We start from the raw sequence: 20,177 nt of genomic DNA on the forward strand, positions 1-20,177 counted from the left end.
GCCAAGGGGACAGAGGAAGACACACCATGACCGACACCACCGCGTACGACTACGTCATCGTCGGCGGCGGCACCGCCGGCAGCGTCATCGCCCACCGGCTCACCGCCGACCCCGGCGTCACCGTCGCCGTCATCGAGGGCGGCCCCTCCGACGTCGACCGCCCCGACGTCCTCACCCTGCGCCGCTGGATGGGCCTGCTCGGCGGCGACCTCGACTACGACTACCCCACCACCGAGCAGCCGCGCGGCAACTCCCACATCCGGCACAGCCGCGCCCGCGTCCTCGGCGGCTGCTCCTCCCACAACACGCTGATCTCCTTCAAGCCGCTGCCGTCCGACTGGGACGAGTGGGAGGAGGCCGGGGCCGAGGGCTGGAACGCCGCCGCCATGGACCCGTACTACGACAAGCTCCTCAACAACATCGTGCCGGTCGACGAGAAGGACCGGAACGCCATCGCCCGCGACTTCGTCGACGCCGCCGAGAGCGCGCTGGGCGTCCCGCGCGTCGAGGGGTTCAACAAGAAGCCCTTCCACGAGGGCGTCGGGTTCTTCGACCTCGCGTACCACCCGGAGGACAACAAGCGCTCCTCCGCCTCGGTCGCGTACCTCCACCCGGTGATGGACGAACGCCCCAACCTGCACCTGATGCTGGAGACCTGGGCGTACCGGCTGGAGTTCGACGGTACGCGGGCGACCGGCGTCCACGTCCGGACGAAGGACGGCGCCGAGCGGCTGGTGTCGGCCCGCCGCGAGGTCCTCGTCTGCGCGGGCGCCGTCGACACGCCCCGGCTGCTGCTGCACTCCGGTATCGGACCCAGGGCGGACCTGGAGAAGCTGGGCATACCGGTCGTCCACGACCTGCCGGGCGTCGGCGAGAACCTGCTCGACCACCCCGAGTCGGTCATCGTCTGGGAGACCAACGGCCCCATCCCGGACAACTCCGCCATGGACAGCGACGCGGGCCTCTTCGTGCGCCGCGACCCCGGGTCGCGGGGCCCGGACCTGATGTTCCACTTCTACCAGATCCCCTTCACCGACAACCCGGAGCGGCTGGGGTACGAGCGCCCCGCGTACGGCGTGTCGATGACGCCGAACATCCCCAAGCCGCGCAGCCGTGGCCGCCTCTACCTCACCAGCGCCGATCCCGAGGTCAAGCCCGCCCTCGACTTCCGGTACTTCACCGACGAGGACGACTACGACGGGCGCACGCTGGTCGACGGCATCCGCATCGCCCGCGAGATCGCCGGGACCGAGCCGCTCGCCGGCTGGCTCAAGCGCGAGGTGTGCCCCGGCCCCGAGGTCACCGGCGACGAGGAGCTCAGCGAGTACGCCCGCAAGGTCGCCCACACCGTGTACCACCCCGCCGGTACCTGCCGCATGGGCGCCGCCGACGACGAACGGGCCGTCGTGGGGCCCGACCTGAGGATCCGCGGGCTCGACGGCATCCGGATCGCCGACGCGTCCGTCTTCCCGACCATGCCCGCCGTCAACCCGATGATCGGGGTGCTGATGGTCGGCGAGAAGGCCGCAGAACTGCTGGGAGGCGGTGCGTGATGAGGAAGTCCCCGGTCACCGAGAGTCCGGCCGGTACGAGCCCCGCCGGTACGAGTCCCGCCGGCGCCGGCCCGGCCGCGAACCCCGTGACGAGCGGGACGAACCCCGTGGCCGGCCCGGTGATCAGCCCGGTGACCGGCCCCGGCGCACCGGAGCCCGCCACCGCCACCCCGGTCTTCTCCGTCGAGGGCCTGTGGAAGGTCTTCGGCCCCAAGTCCGACCGCGTGCCCGGCTCGGACCTCGCCGAACTGCCCGCCGCCGAACTGCGGGAGCGCACCGGCTGCACCGCCGCCGTCCGTGACGTGTCCTTCGACGTCCGCAAGGGCGAGGTCTTCGTCGTCATGGGCCTGTCCGGCTCCGGCAAGTCCACCCTGGTGCGCTGCCTCACCCGGCTCATCGAGCCGACGTCCGGCACCGTCGCCATCGACGGCGAGGACATCCTGTCCATGGACCGGTCCCGGCTGCGCGAACTGCGCCGCCACCGCGCCGCCATGGTCTTCCAGCACTTCGGCCTGCTGCCGCACCGCACGGTCGTCGACAACGTCGCGTACGGGCTGGAGATCCAGGGCATGGGCCGTGCCGAACGGCGCGCCAAGGCGGCCGAGGTCGTCACCAAGGTCGGCCTGGAAGGCATGGAGGACCGCAAACCCGGCCAGCTCTCCGGTGGCCAGCAGCAGCGCGTGGGCCTCGCCCGCGCCCTCGCCGTCGACCCCGAAGTGCTGCTGTTCGACGAGCCGTTCAGCGCCCTCGACCCCCTCATCCGGCGCGACATGCAGGAGGAGGTCATCCGGCTCCACCGCGAGGAGGGCCGCACGATGATCTTCATCACCCATGACCTCAACGAGGCCCTGCGGCTCGGTGACCGCATCGCGCTGATGCGCGACGGGCGGATCGTGCAGCTCGGCACGCCCGAGGAGATCGTCGGCGCGCCCGCCGACGACTACGTACGCGACTTCGTGCGCGACGTGCCGCGCGAGCAGGTGCTCACCGTGCGCTCGGCGATGCGTCCGCCGTCCGGCGGTGAGGCCGAGTCGGGTCCGGCCCTCGCGCCCGGCGCCACCGTCTCCGAGGCGATCGAGGCCGTCGCCCGCACCGGCGGCCCCGTGCGGGTCGTCGACGCCGGCCGGTGCCTTGGCGTCGTCGACCACGAAGGACTGCTGTCGGTCGTCGCGGGCGTCCCCGTCGGGAAGGCGGCGGCATGACCGCGGCCGTCACCGCTCCCGCCCGCCCCCGCACGCCGGTCGCCGCGCGCCGCTACTGGCCGGTGGCCGCCGCCCTCGTCCTCGCAGCGCTCGGACTGCTCCTCGCCGGGCGCGGCAGCTGGCCCGCCGCGCTGTCCGTCGACCTGTCCGGGCCGCTCGGCTCCGCCAGCGACTGGATCGTCGACAACCGCGACAGCCACCCGCTGTTCCTGTACTTCTTCGGGCACGTCAGCAACGCCGTCGTGCTCTCCGTGCGCGGCGTCTACCTGGTGCTGCTGGCCGCCGGATGGGCGGGCGTCACCGCCGCCGCCGGGCTCGTCGCCTGGCGGCTGGCCGGGGTGCGCCTCGCCGTCACCGCCGTCGCCGCGTTCGCCGTGTGCGGGCTGCTGGGCATGTGGGTGCCGACCATGCAGACCCTCGCCCTCATGGTCGTCGCCGTCGCCGCGTCGGTCGCCCTCGGCGCCGTCCTGGGCCTGGCCGCCGGGCTCTCCGACCGCACGTACCGGGCCCTGCGGCCCGTCCTCGACACCATGCAGGTCCTGCCCGCCTTCGCGTACCTGCTGCCCGTCGTCCTGGTCTTCGGCATCGGCGTCCCCGCCGCCGTCCTGGCGACCGTCGTGTACGCCGCCCCGCCCATGGCCCGCCTCACCGCGCTGGGCCTGCGCTCCGCCGACCCCGGCGTCCTGGAGGCAGCGGCCTCGCTCGGCGCGACCGGCAGGCAGCGGCTGCTGACCGCGCGCATCCCGCTGGCCCGCAAGGAGCTGCTGCTCGGCGTCAACCAGTCGATCATGATGGCGCTGTCGATGGCGGTCATCGCGTCCGTCATCGGCGCCGGCGGCCTCGGCGACCGCGTGTACCAGGCGCTCGCCTCGGTGGACGTCGGTGCCGCGCTGGCGGCGGGCATACCGATCGTGCTGCTGGCCGTGGTGCTCGACCGCACCGCCACCGGCGCGCGGTCGCGCGGCGGCTCGGGCCGCGCGTGGACCGGCTGCGCCGCCGCCGTGGTGGCCGCCGCCCTGACCGGCCGCCTGACCGGCGGGCTCACCTGGCCCGAGGCGTGGCACGTCGACATCGCCGAGCCCGTCAACCGGGCCGTCGACTGGATGACCGCCCACCTCTACTCGGGCGTCCCCCTCATCGGCGGCACCGCCGACTGGGCGGCGCACTTCACCGGCTGGGTGCTCGACCCGGTACGGGACGGCCTCCAGGCACTGCCCTGGTGGGCGCTGCTGATGGCCGTCGGCGCGCTGGCGCTGGTCGTCGGCACATGGCGCACGGCCCTGACCGCCGTCGGCGCGATGGCCGCCATCGGTGTCCTGGGCGTGTGGGACGCGTCGCTCGACACGCTCTCGCAGGTGCTGGCCGCCGTGGCCGTCACGCTGGTGCTGGGCTTCGGCATCGCGGTGGGCGCGGCGCGCAGCACCCGCCTGGAGCGCCTGCTGCGCCCGGTGCTGGACGTGTTCCAGACCATGCCGCAGTTCGTCTACCTGATCCCGGTGGTCGCGCTGTTCGGCGTGGGCCGCGCCCCGGCCGTCGCCGCCGCCGTGGTGTACGCGCTGCCCGCCGTCGTCCGCATCACCACCCAGGGCCTGAGGGGCGTCGACCCGGTCGCGCTGGAGTCGGCCCGCTCGCTGGGCGCCACCGGCTGGCAGCAGTTGCGCCAGGTGCAGTTCCCGCTGGCCCGGCCGGCGCTGTTGCTCGCCGTCAACCAGGCGGTCGTCCTCGTCCTCGCCGTCGTCATCATCGGCGGCCTGGTGGGCGGCGGGGCGCTCGGTTACGACGTGGTGTTCGGCCTCGCGCAGGGCGACCTGGCGACCGGTCTGGTCGCGGGCGCCGCGATCGTCTGCCTGGGCCTGATGCTCGACCGGGTCACCCAGCCGACCGCCGAGAAGGAGGCCTGACATGCGGATGCGTACGCGTACGGCGGCCGGCGCCGCCGGGACCCTCGCCCTGCTGATCCTCACCGGCTGCGGTGCCGCCGACATGACCCGGCAGGCGTCCCCGTACGCCGCCGCCCGGGGCACGAAGACGGTCACCCTGTCCGTCCAGTCGTGGGTGGGCGCCCAGGCCAACGTCGCCGTGGCGAAGTACCTGCTGGAGCACGAGCTGGGCTATCGCGTCGACACCGTGCAGGTCGACGAGGTCCCCGCCTGGGACGCGCTCAGCCAGGGCCGGGTGGACGCGCTCCTGGAGGACTGGGGCCACCCGGAGCAGGAGCAGCGGTACGTCGCCGGCAAGAAGACCATCGCGCGGGGCGGCGACCTGGGCGTCACGGGCCACATCGGCTGGTTCGTCCCGACGTACTTCGCCAAGGCCCACCCGGACGTCACCGACTGGAAGAACCTGAACAAGTACGCGGACGAACTGCGCACGGCGGAGAGCGGCGGCAAGGGCCAACTGCTCGACGGCTCCCCGTCGTACGTCACGAACGACAAGGCGCTGGTGGAGAACCTGGGCCTGGACTACAAGGTCGTGTTCGCGGGCTCCGAGGCGGCGCAGATCACCCAGATCAAGCAGTTCGCCAAGGAGAGGAAGCCCTTTCTGACGTACTGGTACAAGCCGCAGTGGCTGTTCGAGAAGGTGCCGATGACGGAGGTGAAGCTGCCCGCGTACAAGGAGGGCTGCGACGCCGACCCGGAGAAGGTGGCCTGCGCCTACCCGCACACGCCGCTGCAGAAGTTCCTGAACGCCGACTTCGCGAGGGACGGCGGGAAGGCCGCCGCCTTCCTGAAGAACTTCCGTTGGACGACCGAGGCGCAGAACGAGGTGGCGCTGATGATCGCCGAGCAGAAGCTCACGCCGGAGGCGGCGGCCGGGAAGTGGGTCGCGGCCAACGAGCCGACGTGGCGGAAGTGGATGCCCTAGCGCCACTGCCCCCGTCCGCGCGGACAGCCCGCGCCCGGCGCGGGCGGGGCGGTCCGCGCGGGGCGCACAGCCGTGCGAGGGCCCGGCGTGGGCGGGGCAGCCCGGGCGGGGCCCGGGGCGGCGTCCGTGGCGGGGTGCGGCCGGGTGGGGCGTTCCGCCCGGGAGGGGTGGGACGCGGGCCCGGTCAGCGCAGGAGCCACTTCTTGATGAGCGCCAGGACCTCCTCGCGGCTGCGGCCGTCGTGGTCGGCGGCGACGACATGGGTGCCGACCCGTACGGAGAAGGTGAGCATGCAGCGGACCTCGACGTCGTCGGGGTCGTCGCAGAACGTCGCGAACAGCGAACGCAGGTAGTCCATCCGCCGGTTGTCGACACGGCGCAGCCGCCGCGCCACGGCCTCGTCGCGCCGGGCCCAGTCGCGGAGCGCGAGGTCGATCGCCGTGCCCCGGGGCACCGCGTCGTCGGCCACCGCGACGAGGGTGAACAGCCGGTCCAGCTTGGCCCTGCCGTCCCCGCCGCCGCCGTCGACGTGCTCGATCACCGCCTCGGTGACCTCGCGCTCCCAGGTGTCCAGCATCGCCGTCAGCAACGCCTCCCGGTTGGCGAAGTACCCGTAGAACCCGCCCTTGCTGACGCCGAGCGCCTGCGCGAGCGGCTCGATCCGCACGGCGTCCGGGCCGCCGGCGGCGAGCGCCCGCAACCCCTCCTCGATCCACTTGCCGCGCGGTGTGCGCGCCACCGCCATGGTGTGTCTCCCCTCACGTCCCGACCCATCTATACAGTGCCGTATAGATGGGACTACCCTCGATCTATACGCCATCGTATAGATCGGGGCACGCTCATGAGACTCCCCAAGACCGCCCATACGTCCCGCCCCTGGCGCATCCACGAGATCGCCGGCGACTTCCAGGTCGAGGACGTGTGGGACCTGCCGACGCCCGGCGGCCCGGACGACCTGGCGCGGCTGGTGCGCCAGTTCGCCGGGGGCGACGGCGGCGAGGGCGCGCCCGTCTCGTCCCCCGTGGCGCGCGCGCTCTTCGCGGTCCGCGCGAAGCTGGGCGCCCTGCTCGGCTGGGACAGGCCCGGCTCCGGCGTCGGCGGCCGGGTGCCCAGCCTGCGGGAGCGGTTGCCCGAGGACCTCCGCGACGGCCCCCGGGGACCCGACATACGGGCCGCCGCGTTCACCTCCGTCTACCAGACGCACGACGAGTGGGCGGCCGAGATGGCCAACGCCACCGTGCACACGGTGATGCACATCGGCTGGGTCGCGGACGGCGCCGGCGGCCACCACGGCCGGATGGCCGTCCTGGTGAAGCGCAACGGGCTGCTCGGCACCGCGTACATGGCCGCCATCAAGCCGTTCCGGTACGTGGGTGTGTACCCCGCGCTGCTCCGGATGATCGGCCGCGAGTGGAAGGCCGGCGCCCATGCGCACTGAGACACCGGCCCGCCCGGAGGCCAACCCCGCCGGCCCGTGGACCCGCCGGGCGGTGACCGCGTTCCGTGCCGGTGCCTGGGCCTGGGTCCTCACCGGCGCCGGCCACCTGACCCTCGCGGTGGTGTCGGGGCCGGGCCCGGCGGACCCCGCGGGGGCCCGGGCCGTCGCGGCGATGCGGGCGTACGAGATCGAGATCGGCGGCGTCCGCCGCACCCTGCGCGACATCGATCTGGGCATGTCCTTCGCCATGGCCACGGCGCTGATCTTCGGCGGCGCGGTGTGCCTGCTCGTGGCGCGCTCCGCCCCGGCCCTCGTCACGCGCTCACGGTCGCTGAGCGGCCTGGCCCTGGCCGCCTCACTGGTCGTCCTCGGCCTGTCGCTGGCCCTGCTGCCGCTCCCGCCCGTCGTCCTGTTCTCGGTCGCCGTCGTCGCGTTCGCCGGCGCCCTGGCCGCCGCACGCCCGGCGCCCTCGCCGGCCGGACCGTAGGGCCCCTCGCCGGGCGGACCGACCCTGGGCCGGTCACCGGCCGGGCAGCGGGTGGGCCGGCACCGGGAAACCCCGGGCCGGCCGGCGCACCGGCGGGGGCTCACGCCGGGTCGTCGAACATGGCCAGCAGCGTCTGTTCGTCCGGCTCGGCGTCGGGCCGGCCGGCCTGTGTGGCCTGCTCGGCCCAGACCGTCTTGCCCTGGGGCATGAAACGGGCGCCCCAGCTCTTGGTGAACTGCGCCACCAGGAACAGGCCGCGCCCGCCCTCCTCGGTGGTGGCCGCGCGGCGGATGCGCGGGGAGGTGTTGCTGCGGTCGGAGACCTCGCAGATCAGCGAGCCGTCGCGCAGCATCCGCAGGCACACCGGGCCCCGGCCGCCGTACCGCACGGCGTTGGTGACCAGTTCGCTGACCACCAGACCCGTGCTGAAGTCCAGCTCCGCCAGCCCCCACTCGGCGAGCTGGCGGTGCGCCAGCTCACGGGCGCGGGACACCACCGACGGGTCCGAGGGCAGCTCCCAGGACGCCACCCGGTCGGCCGGCAGCGCGTGCACGCGGGCCAGCAGCAGCGCCACGTCGTCGCGCGGGCCGTGGGGGAGGAGCGTGCCCGTGACCCGGTCGCAGATCCGCTCCAGGTCCTGTTCCGGCCCGCCGAGCGCGGTGAGCAGCTGGGCGGTACGGGCGTCGGTGTGGCCGAAGCCGCGGCCCTCCTTGAGCAGCCCGTCGGTGTACAGGGCCAGCAGGCCGCCCTCCGGCAGGTCGAACCCGGCGGACTCGTACGGCGCGACCCCGCCGAGCCCCAGCGGCGGACCGGTCGGCAGGTCGAGCAGCCGCGGCGGGCCGTCCGGCGGCACCAGCGCGGGCGGCGGATGCCCGGCCCCCGCGACCGTGCAGCGGCAGGACACCGGGTCGTACACCGCGTACAGGCAGGTCGCCGCGGTGGCCGGGTCCTCCGCGTCGGCGGGCCCGCGGCTGACCAGGTCGTCGAGGTGGGTCAGCACCTCCTCCGGCGGGAGGTCCAGGGCGGCCAGCGTGTGCACCGCCGTACGCAGCCGGCCCATGGTCGCCGCCGCGTGCAGCCCCTGCCCGGCGACGTCCCCGACGACCAGGGCCACCCGCAGCCCGGACAGCGGGATCGCGTCGAACCAGTCCCCGCCGACACCCGTCCGGGCGTCGGCGGGCAGGTAGCGGGACGCCAGGTCGACGGCGGTCACCCGGGGCAGGTCGCGCGGCAGCAGGCTGCGCTGGAGGGTGAGCGAGGCCCGCTGCTCGCGGCCGTAGCGGCGGGCGTTGTCCAGGCTGATCGCGGTACGGGCGGCCAGCTCGCCCGCGAGCGTCAGATCGTCCTGCTCGTACGGCCTGGTCCGGCCGCGGCGGTAGAACCCGGCGAGGCCGAGGACCGCGCCCCGGGCGCACAGCGGGGCGGCCAGGTAGGAGTGCACCCCCTCGCCGAGCAGATCCACCGGATGCCCGGGCCCGGTCGGCGGGCCGGTCAGGGCGGCGGTCATCACCGTGTCCGCGACCGGCCGCCCGGCGGTGAGGCACCGCGCCTGCGGCGTGCCCGGGGGGTACGCGACCGGCCGGTCCACGCCGCCCGCCCGCGCGTCGCGCGAGTCCTCGCCCGCCCAGACCGCCACCCGGCGCAGCGCGGCCCCGGGGGAGGGCCGCCCGGCCGGGGGTTCCTCGCCCGTCAGGGCGTCCTCCAGCAGGTCGACCACGACCAGGTCGGCGAGGCGCGGCACGGCGATCTCCGCCAGCTCCTCGGCGGTGCGCCGCATGTCCAGGGTGGTGCCGACCCGGACTCCCGCCTCGTTCAGCAGGGACAGCCGCCCCCGTGCCTCGGCGGCCAGGCGGCCGACCCCCGGCTCGCCCACCAGCAGCAGCCACGCGTCGGTCCGGTCGCCGGCCGGGTCGCCGGTCCGCTCACCCGCGCCGCCCGGTCCGCCCGCGCCGCCCGGTCCGCCCGGTCCGTCCGCGCCGCCCGGTCCGGTCCCGGTCGCCGTCCAGGGCGCCGTCCCGGGGTCGCGTCCGCCTCCCGCGCCGGGCTCCGCTCCCGGCGCGGGAGCGCCGCCTGGCGGCCGGGCCGGTGCGGGGCCGGGGCGCAGCAGCGGGACCCCGCGGCCGTCCGGGGCGGTCGCGGTGGCCCCAGAGGCCCCGGTTGCCCCTGCCGGGCCTCCGCCGCCGAAGGTGACCTCGACCGCCGCGCCCTCCGCGTCGCCGTGGTGCAGCTCCCGGCGGCGCAGCGTGGCGATCCGCCCGCCCGCCAGCGCGACCTCCGCGAACACCCGGCCGTCCTCCGGCGTCGCGGGCGACGAGATCAGCTCGATGGCGCTCTCCAGCAGCGCCAGCCGCTCCTGGGGGTCCAGCCGGGGAGCCGCCGAGCCCAGGGGGGCGAGCTCGCCCGAGCCGAGGTGCAGCTCGGCGTGTTCGCCGCGCCGCCGGGAGTGGAGGAAGGAACTCATCAGGTTGCGTTCCCTGGCGGTGCTCAGGTCGAGCAGGCGTTCCGCGATGCGTTCGGTGGCGTCCTGCAGGGCCAGCGCCATGCCCGGTTCGGCCAGCTCCCTGGGTACGGACAGGTTGACCGCGCCCTGCACGGTGCCGCCCACCGGGTCGCGCACCGGGGCGGCCATGCAGGTCAGCTCCTTGAGGTTGTGCAGGAAGTGCTCGTGGCCGACCACCACGAACGGCGCCCTGGTGCTCAGCACCATGCTGACGCTGCTGGTCCCCATGAACCGTTCGTCGACGTTGGCGCCCGGCACCAGCGAGGCGGCGTCCATGAGCTCCAGACCCATCGGGTCGCCGCGCCGGTCCACGATGTTCGCCCGGGCGTCGGCCAGCGTCACGGTGACGGGCAGACCGGAGAAGCGCCGGCACAGGTCCTCCAGCACCGGCGCGGCGGCCCGGACGAGCCGCGCGTCCGGGTCGAGGTCGCTCTCGACCGGGAGGGTGGCGCCCTCGATGTCGATCCCGAGCGACTGCGAGCGCTGCCAGGAGGCGAGGATCTCCGGGCGTACCCCGCCGCCGGGCGGCCTCTGCTCACCGCGATCTTCCACGAAACCAGGATAATCGGGCAAAAGCCGCGATGTGCTGCCGAAGCTCAGCGGGCGGCGGTCGCCTCGGCGCCCGTCAGGCCCCGACCGTGCCGTCCACGCCCTCGCGGAGGAGGTCGGCGTGGCCGTTGTGGCGGGCGTACTCGTGGATCAGGTGCAGCATCACGTGGCGCAGGGACACGTCGACGTTCCGGCGGGCGTTGCGGCCGGTCACGTCCAGCGACGCGGCGGCGGCCTCGATCCGGCGGGAGTGCGCGACCTCCGCCTCCCAGGCGGCGAACGCCTGAGACCGGGTCGACCCCGCCGGGTCGTACGCCACCTGGTAGTCGCCGTCGGGCGACCAGACCAGCGGGACGTCCTCGCCGGCGATGGTCCGGCGGAACCAGGCGCGCTCCACCTCCGCCATGTGACGGACCAGGCCCAGCAGGGAGAGCGCCGACGGGGGCATGGAACGCCGCCGCAGGTCCTCGTCGGACAGGCCGTCGCACTTCAGGGCGAGGGTGGCCCGGTGGTAGTCCAGGAAGCCGCGCAGCATCGCGCGTTCGTCGCCGACCAGCGGGGGGCCGATGCGTTCGGTGGTCACGGCGGGGGCCTCCAACTGCGCGGGAACGCTCGTGGGTTCGGGATCGTGCGTGCGGGTCCCAGGATGGATCACGCAGGCCGCGCGGCCCAGCCGATATCGCGGCGCCCGCCCGCGCCGCCCGTCGCGGACGGCCGGAACTCGCTGGTCCCGGCGGGCGTACGCCCCTAGGCTCGACGCCATGGCGACCGGGGCGGGGACACACGACATCGGCGAGCGGGGCAGTCCCGCGCGGGACGGCGGGCCGAGGCCCGCCGGGCCGGGGGACGTCCACGCGCGGGACGCCTGGGCGCGGGACGTCGACGAGGCGGTCGCGGTCACCGTCCGCGCGCTGCGGGCGGTGGCGGACCGGGACTGGTCCGGGCCGGCCGCCGGGCTGGAGTGGAGCTGCCACGAGACGGCCGTCCACCTGGCGGGCGACTTCGTCGGCTACGCCGCCCAGCTGACCGGCCGCGTCACCGACGCCTACGTACCCTTCGACGTCGTCGCGCCGCCCGGTACCGACCCCGCCGGGCTGGTCCGGGTCGTCGAGGCGACCGGCGGACTGCTGGCCGCCGCCGTCCGCACCACGCCCGCCCGCGTACGGGCCTGGCACCCCTGGGGCGCCACCGGGGCGGACGGCTTCGCGGCGATGGGCGTCGTCGAGGCGCTGGTGCACACCCACGACATCGTCCGCGCCCACGGCGTGCCCGACGGGTGGGCGCCCGCGGAGCTGTGCGCCCGCGTCCTGGACCGCCTCTTCCCGCACGTTCCGCGCACCGGCGACCCGTGGCGGACCCTGCTGTGGGCCACCGGCCGCGCCGACCTGGACGGCGCGCCCCGGCCGGCGGTCTGGCGCTGGTACGGCGAGCCGGTCCGGTCCGCGCGCCTCCTGCTGTGCGAGGCGTCCCCGAACGTCGGGGCCGACCTGCACGGCGGCGGCGACGGGGGCTTCACCTGGGCGGACGGCGGCCCCCCGGAGGGCACCCGGATCGCCGGCCGGCTGGTGGCCGAGGCACACGCGGCGGGGACGTACCGCCCGGGCTGGGGCCCGTACGCCATCGTCCGCGCCGCCGACCGCCGCGCGGTGGGAGCCGTCGGCCTCCACGCCGCGCCCGACGCCGACGGCCTCGCGGAGGTCGGCTACGACGTGGTGGAGGGCGCGCGCGGCAACGGGTACGCCACCGAGGCCCTGCGCGCCCTCGCCGGGTGGGCGTTCGCCCACCCGGCGACGGCCGTGCTGCGCGCCGTGGTCGACCACGGCAACGCGCCCTCGCACCGGGTCGTCACCCGCGCCGGCTTCACCCGGGCCCGCGAGGGCGAGGACGCCGCCGTCTACGAGCTGCGCCGCACCTGACCGGCGATGTCCCGCACCGCCGCCATCGCCCGGTGCAGCAGCCCCGGGCCGAACGTGACGCGTGTGGCGCCCAGCCGCCCCAGCTCGCGGACCGGCGGGCCGCCGGGGAAGGGCGCCACGTTCAGCGGCCCCTCGATCCGGGAGCGGAGCAGCGGGAGGTGCTCCGGCGGCACACCGATGGGGTAGACGCAGTCGGCGCCCGCCGCGACGTACAGCCGTGCGCGCCCGATCGCCTCCTCCGGATCGGTGACCCCCCGCAGGAAGCTGTCCACGCGGGCGTTGACGAACAGGGCACCGCCCGCCGCCGCCCGCACCTCCGCCAGCCAGGCGGCATGCGCACGCGGGTCCTTCAGGGTGCCGTCCCGCGAGTCCTCCAGGTTCACACCGACCGCGCCGGAGTCCAGGACGCGGGCGACCAGCTCCTTCGGCGCGAGGCCGTAACCGCCCTCCACGTCCGCCGACACGGGGACGGACACCGAGCGGGTGATGCGGGCGACGGCCGCGAACATCTCGTCGGCGGGCGTCGCCCCGTCCGCGTACCCGAGCGACGCCGCCACCCCCGCGGACGGCGTGGCGAGGGCCGGGAAGCCGGCCTCCTCGAAGGCGCGGGCGCTCGCCGCGTCCCACGGGCCTGGCAGGACCAGGGGGTCCTCGGGGGCGCGGCCGTGGTGCAGGGCACGGAATCCCTCGACGGCACCGGCGGTGCCGCCGGTGCCGACGGTGGCGCCGGCGTCCGTCACGTGGCGCTGCCCTTGAACTGCCCGGGCGTGTAGTGGCCCGGGACCATGCGGCTGGTGACGGCGAACCGGTTCCAGGCGTTGATGACGTTGATCGCGGCGATCAGCTGGGCCAGTTCCCTCTCGTCGAACTGCTTCGCGGCCCGCTCGTACACCTCGTCGGGGACGAAACCGTCCGTCAGGACCGTGACCGCCTCGGTCAGTTCGACGGCCGCCAGCTCCTTCTCCGTGTAGAAGTGGCGCGACTCCTCCCAGGCGCTGAGCTGGACGATCCGCTCGACCGACTCGCCGGCCGCCAGGGCGTCCTTGGTGTGCATGTCCAGGCAGTAGGCGCAGTGGTTGAGCTGCGAGGCGCGGATCTTGACCAGTTCGAGCAGGACGGGGTCCAGGCCCCGCCGGGCGGCGGCGTCCAGCCGGACCATGGCCTTGAACACCTCGGGGGCGTGCTCGGACCAGGCGAGGCGGGGCGTGTGCTCCGTCGCGTACTCGGCCGTCCCCGGCCGCGTCGGTGCCTGCGTCGGTGCCTGGGTCTGCGTCTGGGTCTGCGTCTGTGTCTGCGTCGTCATGGTGATGACCGTACGGGCCGTGTGGCGCACCGGTATGGTCCACTTCCATGACGGATTCCTGGGCCACTTTCGGCGCCGACCTGCACCTGGAGATACGGGGTCCGGGGCTGCGGTCCGGCCTGATGGAGGCGCTGCGGGAGGCGGTCCGCAGCGGGCGGCTCGCGCCCGGGACACGGCTGCCGTCCTCGCGGTCGCTCGCCACCGACCTGGGCATCGCCCGCAACACGGTCGCCGACGCGTACGCCGAACTCGTCGCCGAGGGCTGGCTCACCGCCCGGCAGGGCTCCGGCACCCGGGTGGCCCGCCGCGCCGCCCCGCGCCCCGGCCCCGCCGCCGGGCACCGCGCTGCGGCGCGCGGGGGCGCCCCCGCCGCGCGGGCCGTGCCCCGGCGCCCGCCCGCGCGCCGCAGCGGCGCCGCGCACACCCTGCACCCCGGCACGCCGGACCTCGGGTCCTTCCCGCGCACCGAGTGGCTCAAGGCGGCCCGCCGCGCGCTGACGTCCGCCCCGCACGAGGCGCTCGGCTACGGCGGAACGCACGGCCGCGTCGAGCTGCGGACCGCCCTCGCCGACTACCTGGCACGGGCCCGGGGCGTGCACGCGGACCCCGACCGCATCGTCGTCTGCTCCGGCTTCGTCCACGGGCTGCGACTGATGGCTCAGGTGCTGCGCGGCCGGAAGGTGCGGGACGTCGCCGTGGAGTCGTACGGGCTCGACATCCACTGGAACCTGCTCACCGACGCGGGCCTCGGCACGCCCCCGCTGCCCTACGACGAGCGCGGCACGCGCACCGGCGAGCTGGACCGGCAGGGCGCGCTGCTGATCACGGCCGCGCACCAGTTCCCGCTCGGGGGCGCGCTGCCGCCCGACCGGCGTGCCGCCGTCGTCGACTGGGCGCGGCGGACGGGCGCGCTGATCCTGGAGGACGACTACGACGGCGAGTTCCGCTACGACCGCCAGCCGGTCGGCGCCCTCCAGGGCCTGGACCCCGAGCGGGTGGTCTACCTCGGCACGGCGAGCAAGTCCCTCACCCCCGGGCTGCGGCTGGGCTGGATGGTGCTGCCCGAGGACCTGGTGGAGGACGTGCTGGCGGCGAAGGGCCACGCCGAGTGGGTGTCGAGCGCGCTGGATCAGCTGACGCTCGCGGAGTTCATCCGCTCCGGCGCCTACGACCGGCATGTACGGGGGATGCGGCTGCGCTACCGCCGGCGGCGCGACCAGCTCGTGGCCGCGCTCGCCGAACGGGCGCCGGACATCCGTGTGAGCGGCATCGCGGCCGGCCTCCACGCCGTGCTGGAGCTGCCGCCCGGCACCGAGCGGTCCGTCGTGCAGGCCGCGTCCTGGCACGGCCTCGCCGTCCAGGGCCTGGACGGCTTCCGCCACCCGGCCGTAGCGCCCGGCCGCGACGCCCTGGTCGTCGGCTACGCCACCCCGACGGACAGCGCGTGGTCCGGCGCCCTGGACGCCCTGTGCCGCGCCCTGCCCTGACGCGCCCCGACCGGGCCTGCCCCGCCCCGGGCGCCGGACCGGGAGCCCCGGGCGCCGGACCGGCGGGCCGTCACCGCTACGCCGGCCCTCCCAGCGGCGACGCGGCCGTCACCGCAGCACCTGCCGCAACTGCTCCAGGCCCCAGTCCAGATCCTCCTTGCCGATCACCAGGGGCGGGGCGATCCGGATCGTGGAGCCGTGGGTGTCCTTCACCAGAACCCCCCGGTCCATCAGCCTCTCCGAGATCCGCCGGCCCGTGCCCAGGCTCGGCACGACGTCCACGCCCGCCCACAGGCCCCGGCCGCGCACGGCCTCCACGGCGCCGCCGCCGACCATGAGCCCCAGCTCGTGGTGGAGGTGGTCGCCCAGTTCGGCAGCCCGCTGCTGGTACTCGCCGGTGCGCAGCATCGCCAGCACCTCCAGCGCCACCGCGCAGGCCAGGGGGTTGCCGCCGAACGTCGAGCCGTGCTCGCCCGGCCGGTGCACGCCCAGCACCGCCGCGCTCGACACCACCGCCGACACCGGCACGACACCGCCGCCGAGCGCCTTGCCCAACACGTACATGTCGGGGACGACGTCCTCGTGCTCGCACGCGAACGTGCGGCCCGTACGGCCCAGGCCCGACTGGATCTCGTCCGCGATGAACAGCACGTCCCGCTGCCGGGTCAGCTCGCGGACCGCCGACAGGTACCCGGGCGGGGGCACCAGCACCCCCGCCTCGCCCTGGATGGGCTCCAGCAGCACGGCCACCGTGTTCTCCGTCATGGCCTGGTCCATCGCCGCGAGGTCGCCGTACGGCACGATCTCGAACCCCGGCGTGTAGGGACCGTAGTCCGCCCGCGCCTCGGGGTCGGTGGAGAAGCTGACGATCGTGGTCGTACGGCCGTGGAAGTTGTCCGCCGCGACGATGATCTTGGCCATGCCGTCCGGCACGCCCTTGACCCGGTAGCCCCACTTGCGGGCGGTCTTCACGGCCGTCTCCACCGCCTCCGCCCCGGTGTTCATCGGCAGCACCATCTCCATGCCGCAGAACTCGGCGAGCCGCGCGCAGAAGTCGGCGAACCGGTCGTGGTGGAACGCCCGGGACGTCAGCGTCACCCGGTCCAGCTGCGCCTTCGCGGCGTCGATCAGCCGCCGGTTGCCGTGCCCGAAGTTCAGCGCCGAGTAGCCGGCGAGCATGTCGAGGTAGCGGCGCCCCTCGACATCGGTCATCCAGGCGCCGTCCGCCGAGGAGACGACGACGGGCAGGGGATGGTAGTTGTGCGCGCTGTGCGCCTCCGCGGAAGCGATCGCCTCTTGTGTGCTCGACACGGGGTGTGTGCTCGACACGGGATCTCCGTTCGTCCTGCGGCGTGGGGCGGTGGTGGCGCCCCTTTCTATCGTCGCTCGCCATGCGGACGGGGAAACCTCGCTGGGGGCGTGGCCGCTAGGGTGACCGGTACGCACGGCGACTGGCGTACGGGGAAGCGACCCCGGGGGAGCCGTGCGCGGCAGACCACACGAGGGTGCCGCCCGCCTGGGCACCCCACGACCTCGTCCGTGCTGCCGGCCCCCTCGGAGGACGCCATGACCAGCCTTCCGCTGCCCGCCCACCACCCCGCCCTCGCCACCGCCGACCCCGAACTCGCCGCGCTCGTCGGCGCGGAGGAGCGGCTCCAGGCCGACACCCTGCGCCTGATCCCCAGCGAGAACTACGTCTCGCGGGCGGTGCTGGAGGCGTCCGGGACGGTCCTGCAGAACAAGTACAGCGAGGGCTACGCGGGCCGCCGCTACTACGAGGGCCAGCAGAACATCGACCAGGTCGAGCGGCTCGCCATCGACCGCGCCAAGGCCCTGTTCGGCGCCGACCACGCCAACGTCCAGCCCTACTCCGGCTCCCCGGCCAACCTCGCCGTCCATCTCGCCTTCGCCGAGCCCGGCGACACCGTGATGGGCATGGCCCTGCCGATGGGCGGCCACCTCACCCACGGCTGGGGCGTCTCCGCGACCGGCAAGTGGTTCCGGGGCGTCCAGTACGGCGTACGCCGGGACACCGGGCTCATCGACTTCGACGAGGTGCGCGACCTCGCCCTCAAGGAGCGGCCCAGGATCATCTTCTGCGGTGGCACCGCCCTGCCCCGGACCATCGACTTCGCCGCCTTCGCCGGGATCGCCCACGAGGCGGGCGCCGTCCTGGTCGCGGACGTGGCCCACATCGCCGGCCTCGTCGCGGGCGGCGCCCACCCCTCACCGGTGCCGCACGCGGACGTGGTCTCCACGACCACGCACAAGACCCTGCGCGGCCCGCGCGGCGCGATGCTCATGTGCCGTGAGGAGCACGCCAAGGCCGTCGACAAGGCGGTCTTCCCCGGCCTCCAGGGCGGCCCGCACAACCAGACCACCGCCGCCATCGCCGTCGCGCTCCACGAGGCGGCCCAGCCCTCCTTCCGGGACTACGCGCACCAGGTCGTCGCCAACGCCAAGGTGCTCGCCGGGGAGCTGCTGACCCGCGGCTTCGACCTGGTCTCGGGCGGTACGGACAACCACCTGATCCTGATGGACCTCACGTCCAGGGACGTGCCGGGCAAGGTCGCCGCGAAGGCCCTGGACCGGGCGGGGATCGTCGTGAACTACAACACCGTCCCCTACGACCCCCGCAAGCCCTTCGACCCCTCGGGCATCCGCATCGGCACCCCGTCCCTCACGTCGCGCGGGCTCGGCACGGAGCACATGGCGGCCGTCGCCGACTGGATCGACCGGGGCGTCACCGCCGCCCGCACCGGCGACGAGCCCGCCCTGGCCGCGATCCGCTCCGAGGTCGCCGACCTGATGGCCGCCCACCCGGCCCCCGGCATCCCCGCCTGACCCCGGGCGCGGCCCCGTTCCCCCGGTACCGGCACGCCGGCACCGGGGCAACGGGCCGGGGAGCCGGGCGGAGGCGGCTGTGTCGCTCGTCTCCTCGGGACGATTCCCGACCTGTCGGTGGTAGCTGAGAGAATGACGGACATGGCCTCTGATCGTCCTCGCGTGCTCTCCGGGATCCAGCCCACCGCCGGCTCGTTCCACCTCGGCAACTACCTCGGCGCGGTCCGCCAGTGGGTCGCGCTGCAGGAGTCCCACGACGCGTTCTACATGGTCGTCGACCTGCACGCGATCACCGTGCCGCAGGAGCCGGCGGAGCTGCGCGCCAACACCCGGCTCGCCGCCGCCCAGCTGCTCGCCGCCGGCCTCGACCCCGAGCGCTGCACGCTCTTCGTCCAGAGCCACGTCCCCGAGCACGCCCAGCTCGGCTGGGTCATGAACTGCCTCACCGGCTTCGGCGAGGCATCCCGCATGACCCAGTTCAAGGACAAGTCCGCCAAGCAGGGCGCGGACCGCGCCACGGTCGGGCTGTTCACGTACCCGATCCTCCAGGTCGCCGACATCCTGCTCTACCAGGCCAACGAGGTCCCGGTCGGCGAGGACCAGCGCCAGCACATCGAGCTGACCCGCGACCTCGCGGAGCGGTTCAACGCCCGGTTCGGTGAGACGTTCACGGTCCCGGCTCCGTACATCCTGAAGGAGACGGCGAAGATCTACGACCTTCAGGACCCGGGGGTCAAGATGAGCAAGTCGGCCTCCACCCCGAAGGGCCTGATCAACCTCCTGGACGATCCGAAGGCGACCGCGAAGAAGGTGAAGAGCGCGGTGACCGACACCGATACCGTGATCCGCTTCGACCCCGTCGACAAGCCGGGCGTCAGCAACCTGCTGACGATCATGTCCACCCTCACCGGCACCTCCGTCCCCGACCTGGAGCGGAGCTACGAGGGCAAGATGTACGGCGCGCTGAAGACCGACCTCGCCGAGATCATGGTCGACTTCGTGACCCCCTTCAAAACCCGGACCCAGGAATACCTGGACGACCCCGAGACGCTGGACTCGCTGCTGGCCAAGGGTGCTGAGAAGGCGCGCGCGGTCGCCGCGGAGACGCTCGCGCAGACCTACGCGAAGGTGGGACTCCTGCCCGCCAAGCACTGACAGCGGCGTGAGCGCCGGCCGGGACCCGGCGTTCCACCGGCGCTGCTCCGTGCCGGGCCCGGCGACTCTGGCCACACGACGGGTCCAGCCGCCACACTGGCGGCTGGCGCACGGCGACCGGCCGGGCGGCCCGGCGGAGTACCGGCGACCGGCGACGACCGGTCACCGGCGGACAGACGACAGACGATCGACGACAGACGATCGACGACAGACGATCGACGACAGACGATCGACGACAGACGACAGACGCTCGGCGACCGACGACCGAACCGACACTTGAGGAGAACGACGTGGGGACCGTAACGCTCGGCGTTTCGATCGCGGTCCCGGAGCCCTACGGCAGCCTGCTCCAGGAGCAGCGCGCGGGCTTCGGTGATCCCGCCGCGCACGGCATCCCCACGCACGTCACCCTGCTCCCGCCCACCGAGGTGGACGCGGCGCGGCTGCCCGCGGTGCGGGCGCACCTCGCCGAGGTCGCGTCGTCCTGCCGTTCGTTCCCGATGCGGCTGTCCGGCACGGGCACCTTCCGGCCGCTGTCGCCGGTCGTCTTCGTCCAGGTCGTGGAGGGCGCGGCGGCCTGCTCCTGGCTCCAGCAGCGGGTGCGGGACGCGTCGGGGCCGCTGGAGCGGGAGCTGCAGTTCCCGTACCACCCGCACGTGACCGTGGCGCACGGCATCGCCGAGGAGGCGATGGACCGGGCGTACGAGGAGCTGGCCGACTTCGAGGCGTCGTGGACCGTCGGCTCCTTCGCCCTGTACGAGCAGGGACCCGACGCGGTGTGGCGGAAACTGTCCGAGTACGAGTTCGGCGTCGGCCGCCCGGCGCGGTCCGTGCCCGCCCAGGGCTCACCCGTGGACGAGCCGGCCACCACGCGCTGA

Annotated in this window: 17 protein-coding genes and 1 riboswitch; of the genes, 11 read left to right on the plus strand and 6 right to left on the minus strand. The window is 74.6% G+C overall.

Features of this window, described 5'->3' with window-relative positions; translation table 11 throughout:
- The first annotated feature begins 26 nt into the window (after window positions 1-26).
- Genes IE109_RS11730 through IE109_RS11745 form a run of 4 tightly spaced genes read left to right on the plus strand, consistent with a single transcriptional unit; the run spans window position 27 to window position 5,620 of the window.
- Window positions 27-1,553: a GMC family oxidoreductase gene (locus tag IE109_RS11730; RefSeq protein ID WP_189550737.1), complete on the plus strand. Its 1,527-nt coding sequence runs from the start codon at window positions 27-29 to the stop codon at window positions 1,551-1,553.
- Complete coding sequence (locus IE109_RS11735; protein WP_189550738.1) at window positions 1,553-2,755, plus strand: quaternary amine ABC transporter ATP-binding protein; 1,203 nt, start codon at window positions 1,553-1,555, stop codon at window positions 2,753-2,755. The genes IE109_RS11730 and IE109_RS11735 overlap by 1 nt, the downstream gene beginning before the upstream one ends.
- Window positions 2,752-4,656: an ABC transporter permease gene (locus IE109_RS11740; protein ID WP_189550739.1), complete on the plus strand. Its 1,905-nt coding sequence runs from the start codon at window positions 2,752-2,754 to the stop codon at window positions 4,654-4,656. Before IE109_RS11735 ends, IE109_RS11740 begins: the two co-directional genes overlap by 4 nt.
- Window position 4,657: 1 nt before the next feature.
- Window positions 4,658-5,620: an ABC transporter substrate-binding protein gene (locus IE109_RS11745; RefSeq protein WP_189550740.1), complete on the plus strand. Its 963-nt coding sequence runs from the start codon at window positions 4,658-4,660 to the stop codon at window positions 5,618-5,620.
- Window positions 5,621-5,804: 184 nt separating this feature from the next.
- Here the strand turns inward: IE109_RS11745 and IE109_RS11750 are convergent, their stop codons facing one another.
- Window positions 5,805-6,365: a TetR/AcrR family transcriptional regulator gene (locus IE109_RS11750; protein ID WP_189550741.1), complete on the minus strand. Its 561-nt coding sequence runs from the start codon at window positions 6,363-6,365 to the stop codon at window positions 5,805-5,807.
- Window positions 6,366-6,461: 96 nt separating this feature from the next.
- On the opposite strand from IE109_RS11750, the gene IE109_RS11755 reads away from it, so the two are divergent.
- Complete coding sequence (locus IE109_RS11755; protein WP_189550742.1) at window positions 6,462-7,058, plus strand: DUF2867 domain-containing protein; 597 nt, start codon at window positions 6,462-6,464, stop codon at window positions 7,056-7,058.
- The gene (locus IE109_RS11760) at window positions 7,048-7,545 is read left to right on the plus strand and encodes an LIC_13387 family protein (RefSeq protein ID WP_189550743.1); all 498 of its coding nucleotides are present in this window, start codon (window positions 7,048-7,050) and stop codon (window positions 7,543-7,545) included. The genes IE109_RS11755 and IE109_RS11760 overlap by 11 nt, the downstream gene beginning before the upstream one ends.
- Window positions 7,546-7,645: 100 nt before the next feature.
- On the opposite strand, the gene IE109_RS33705 is transcribed toward IE109_RS11760, so the two are convergent.
- Complete coding sequence (locus tag IE109_RS33705; RefSeq protein WP_268251467.1) at window positions 7,646-10,597, minus strand: SpoIIE family protein phosphatase; 2,952 nt, start codon at window positions 10,595-10,597, stop codon at window positions 7,646-7,648.
- A gap of 73 nt (window positions 10,598-10,670) precedes the next feature.
- The gene (locus IE109_RS11770) at window positions 10,671-11,177 is read right to left on the minus strand and encodes a DinB family protein (protein ID WP_189550744.1); all 507 of its coding nucleotides are present in this window, start codon (window positions 11,175-11,177) and stop codon (window positions 10,671-10,673) included.
- Window positions 11,178-11,355: 178 nt separating this feature from the next.
- Here IE109_RS11770 and IE109_RS11775 point away from each other — a divergent pair, with 178 nt between their 5' ends.
- Entirely contained in the window at window positions 11,356-12,510 is a 1,155-nt protein-coding gene (locus IE109_RS11775) for a GNAT family N-acetyltransferase (RefSeq protein WP_189550745.1), read from the plus strand.
- On the opposite strand, the gene IE109_RS11780 is transcribed toward IE109_RS11775, so the two are convergent.
- The gene (locus IE109_RS11780; RefSeq protein WP_189550746.1) at window positions 12,489-13,250 is read right to left on the minus strand and encodes an isocitrate lyase/PEP mutase family protein; all 762 of its coding nucleotides are present in this window, start codon (window positions 13,248-13,250) and stop codon (window positions 12,489-12,491) included. The genes IE109_RS11775 and IE109_RS11780 overlap by 22 nt on opposite strands.
- Window positions 13,247-13,813, minus strand: a complete 567-nt coding sequence (locus tag IE109_RS11785; RefSeq protein WP_189550747.1) for a carboxymuconolactone decarboxylase family protein — start codon at window positions 13,811-13,813, stop codon at window positions 13,247-13,249. Before IE109_RS11785 ends, IE109_RS11780 begins: the two co-directional genes overlap by 4 nt.
- A 47-nt stretch (window positions 13,814-13,860) precedes the next feature.
- Between IE109_RS11785 and pdxR the strand changes: the two genes are divergently transcribed.
- A complete protein-coding gene (gene pdxR / locus IE109_RS11790; protein ID WP_189550748.1) occupies window positions 13,861-15,300 on the plus strand; it encodes a MocR-like pyridoxine biosynthesis transcription factor PdxR in 1,440 nt (479 codons plus the stop codon).
- A gap of 108 nt (window positions 15,301-15,408) precedes the next feature.
- Here the strand turns inward: pdxR and rocD are convergent, their stop codons facing one another.
- Window positions 15,409-16,611, minus strand: coding sequence for an ornithine--oxo-acid transaminase (rocD, locus tag IE109_RS11795; RefSeq protein ID WP_189550749.1), 1,203 nt, complete (start codon window positions 16,609-16,611; stop codon window positions 15,409-15,411).
- Between the two features lie 126 nt (window positions 16,612-16,737).
- Window positions 16,738-16,829: riboswitch (ZMP/ZTP riboswitch) on the plus strand.
- Between the two features lie 37 nt (window positions 16,830-16,866).
- Here rocD and glyA point away from each other — a divergent pair.
- From glyA to IE109_RS11810, 3 genes are all read left to right on the plus strand, one after another.
- A complete protein-coding gene (gene glyA / locus IE109_RS11800; RefSeq protein WP_189550750.1) occupies window positions 16,867-18,144 on the plus strand; it encodes a serine hydroxymethyltransferase in 1,278 nt (425 codons plus the stop codon).
- A 141-nt stretch (window positions 18,145-18,285) separates the two neighbouring features.
- Window positions 18,286-19,299: a tryptophan--tRNA ligase gene (gene trpS / locus IE109_RS11805; protein WP_189550751.1), complete on the plus strand. Its 1,014-nt coding sequence runs from the start codon at window positions 18,286-18,288 to the stop codon at window positions 19,297-19,299.
- A gap of 290 nt (window positions 19,300-19,589) precedes the next feature.
- Complete coding sequence (locus tag IE109_RS11810) at window positions 19,590-20,177, plus strand: 2'-5' RNA ligase family protein (RefSeq protein WP_189550752.1); 588 nt, start codon at window positions 19,590-19,592, stop codon at window positions 20,175-20,177.

This window comes from Streptomyces lavendofoliae, assembly GCF_014649735.1.
Lineage (GTDB): Bacteria > Actinomycetota > Actinomycetes > Streptomycetales > Streptomycetaceae > Streptomyces > Streptomyces lavendofoliae.

Bases quoted from the DNA above. Each gene is read 5' to 3' on its own strand.
- IE109_RS11750 (WP_189550741.1), bottom strand. From the start codon at position 6,365: ATGGCGGTGGCGCGCACACCGCGCGGCAAGTGGATCGAGGAGGGGTTG.
- IE109_RS11755 (WP_189550742.1), top strand. From the start codon at position 6,462: ATGAGACTCCCCAAGACCGCCCATACGTCCCGCCCCTGGCGCATCCAC.
- trpS (WP_189550751.1), top strand. From the start codon at position 18,286: ATGGCCTCTGATCGTCCTCGCGTGCTCTCCGGGATCCAGCCCACCGCC.
- IE109_RS11760 (WP_189550743.1), top strand. From the start codon at position 7,048: ATGCGCACTGAGACACCGGCCCGCCCGGAGGCCAACCCCGCCGGCCCG.
- IE109_RS11785 (WP_189550747.1), bottom strand. From the start codon at position 13,813: ATGACGACGCAGACACAGACGCAGACCCAGACGCAGACCCAGGCACCG.
- pdxR (WP_189550748.1), top strand. From the start codon at position 13,861: ATGACGGATTCCTGGGCCACTTTCGGCGCCGACCTGCACCTGGAGATA.
- IE109_RS11745 (WP_189550740.1), top strand. From the start codon at position 4,658: ATGCGGATGCGTACGCGTACGGCGGCCGGCGCCGCCGGGACCCTCGCC.
- IE109_RS11775 (WP_189550745.1), top strand. From the start codon at position 11,356: ATGGCGACCGGGGCGGGGACACACGACATCGGCGAGCGGGGCAGTCCC.
- glyA (WP_189550750.1), top strand. From the start codon at position 16,867: ATGACCAGCCTTCCGCTGCCCGCCCACCACCCCGCCCTCGCCACCGCC.
- IE109_RS11740 (WP_189550739.1), top strand. From the start codon at position 2,752: ATGACCGCGGCCGTCACCGCTCCCGCCCGCCCCCGCACGCCGGTCGCC.
- IE109_RS11735 (WP_189550738.1), top strand. From the start codon at position 1,553: ATGAGGAAGTCCCCGGTCACCGAGAGTCCGGCCGGTACGAGCCCCGCC.
- IE109_RS11730 (WP_189550737.1), top strand. From the start codon at position 27: ATGACCGACACCACCGCGTACGACTACGTCATCGTCGGCGGCGGCACC.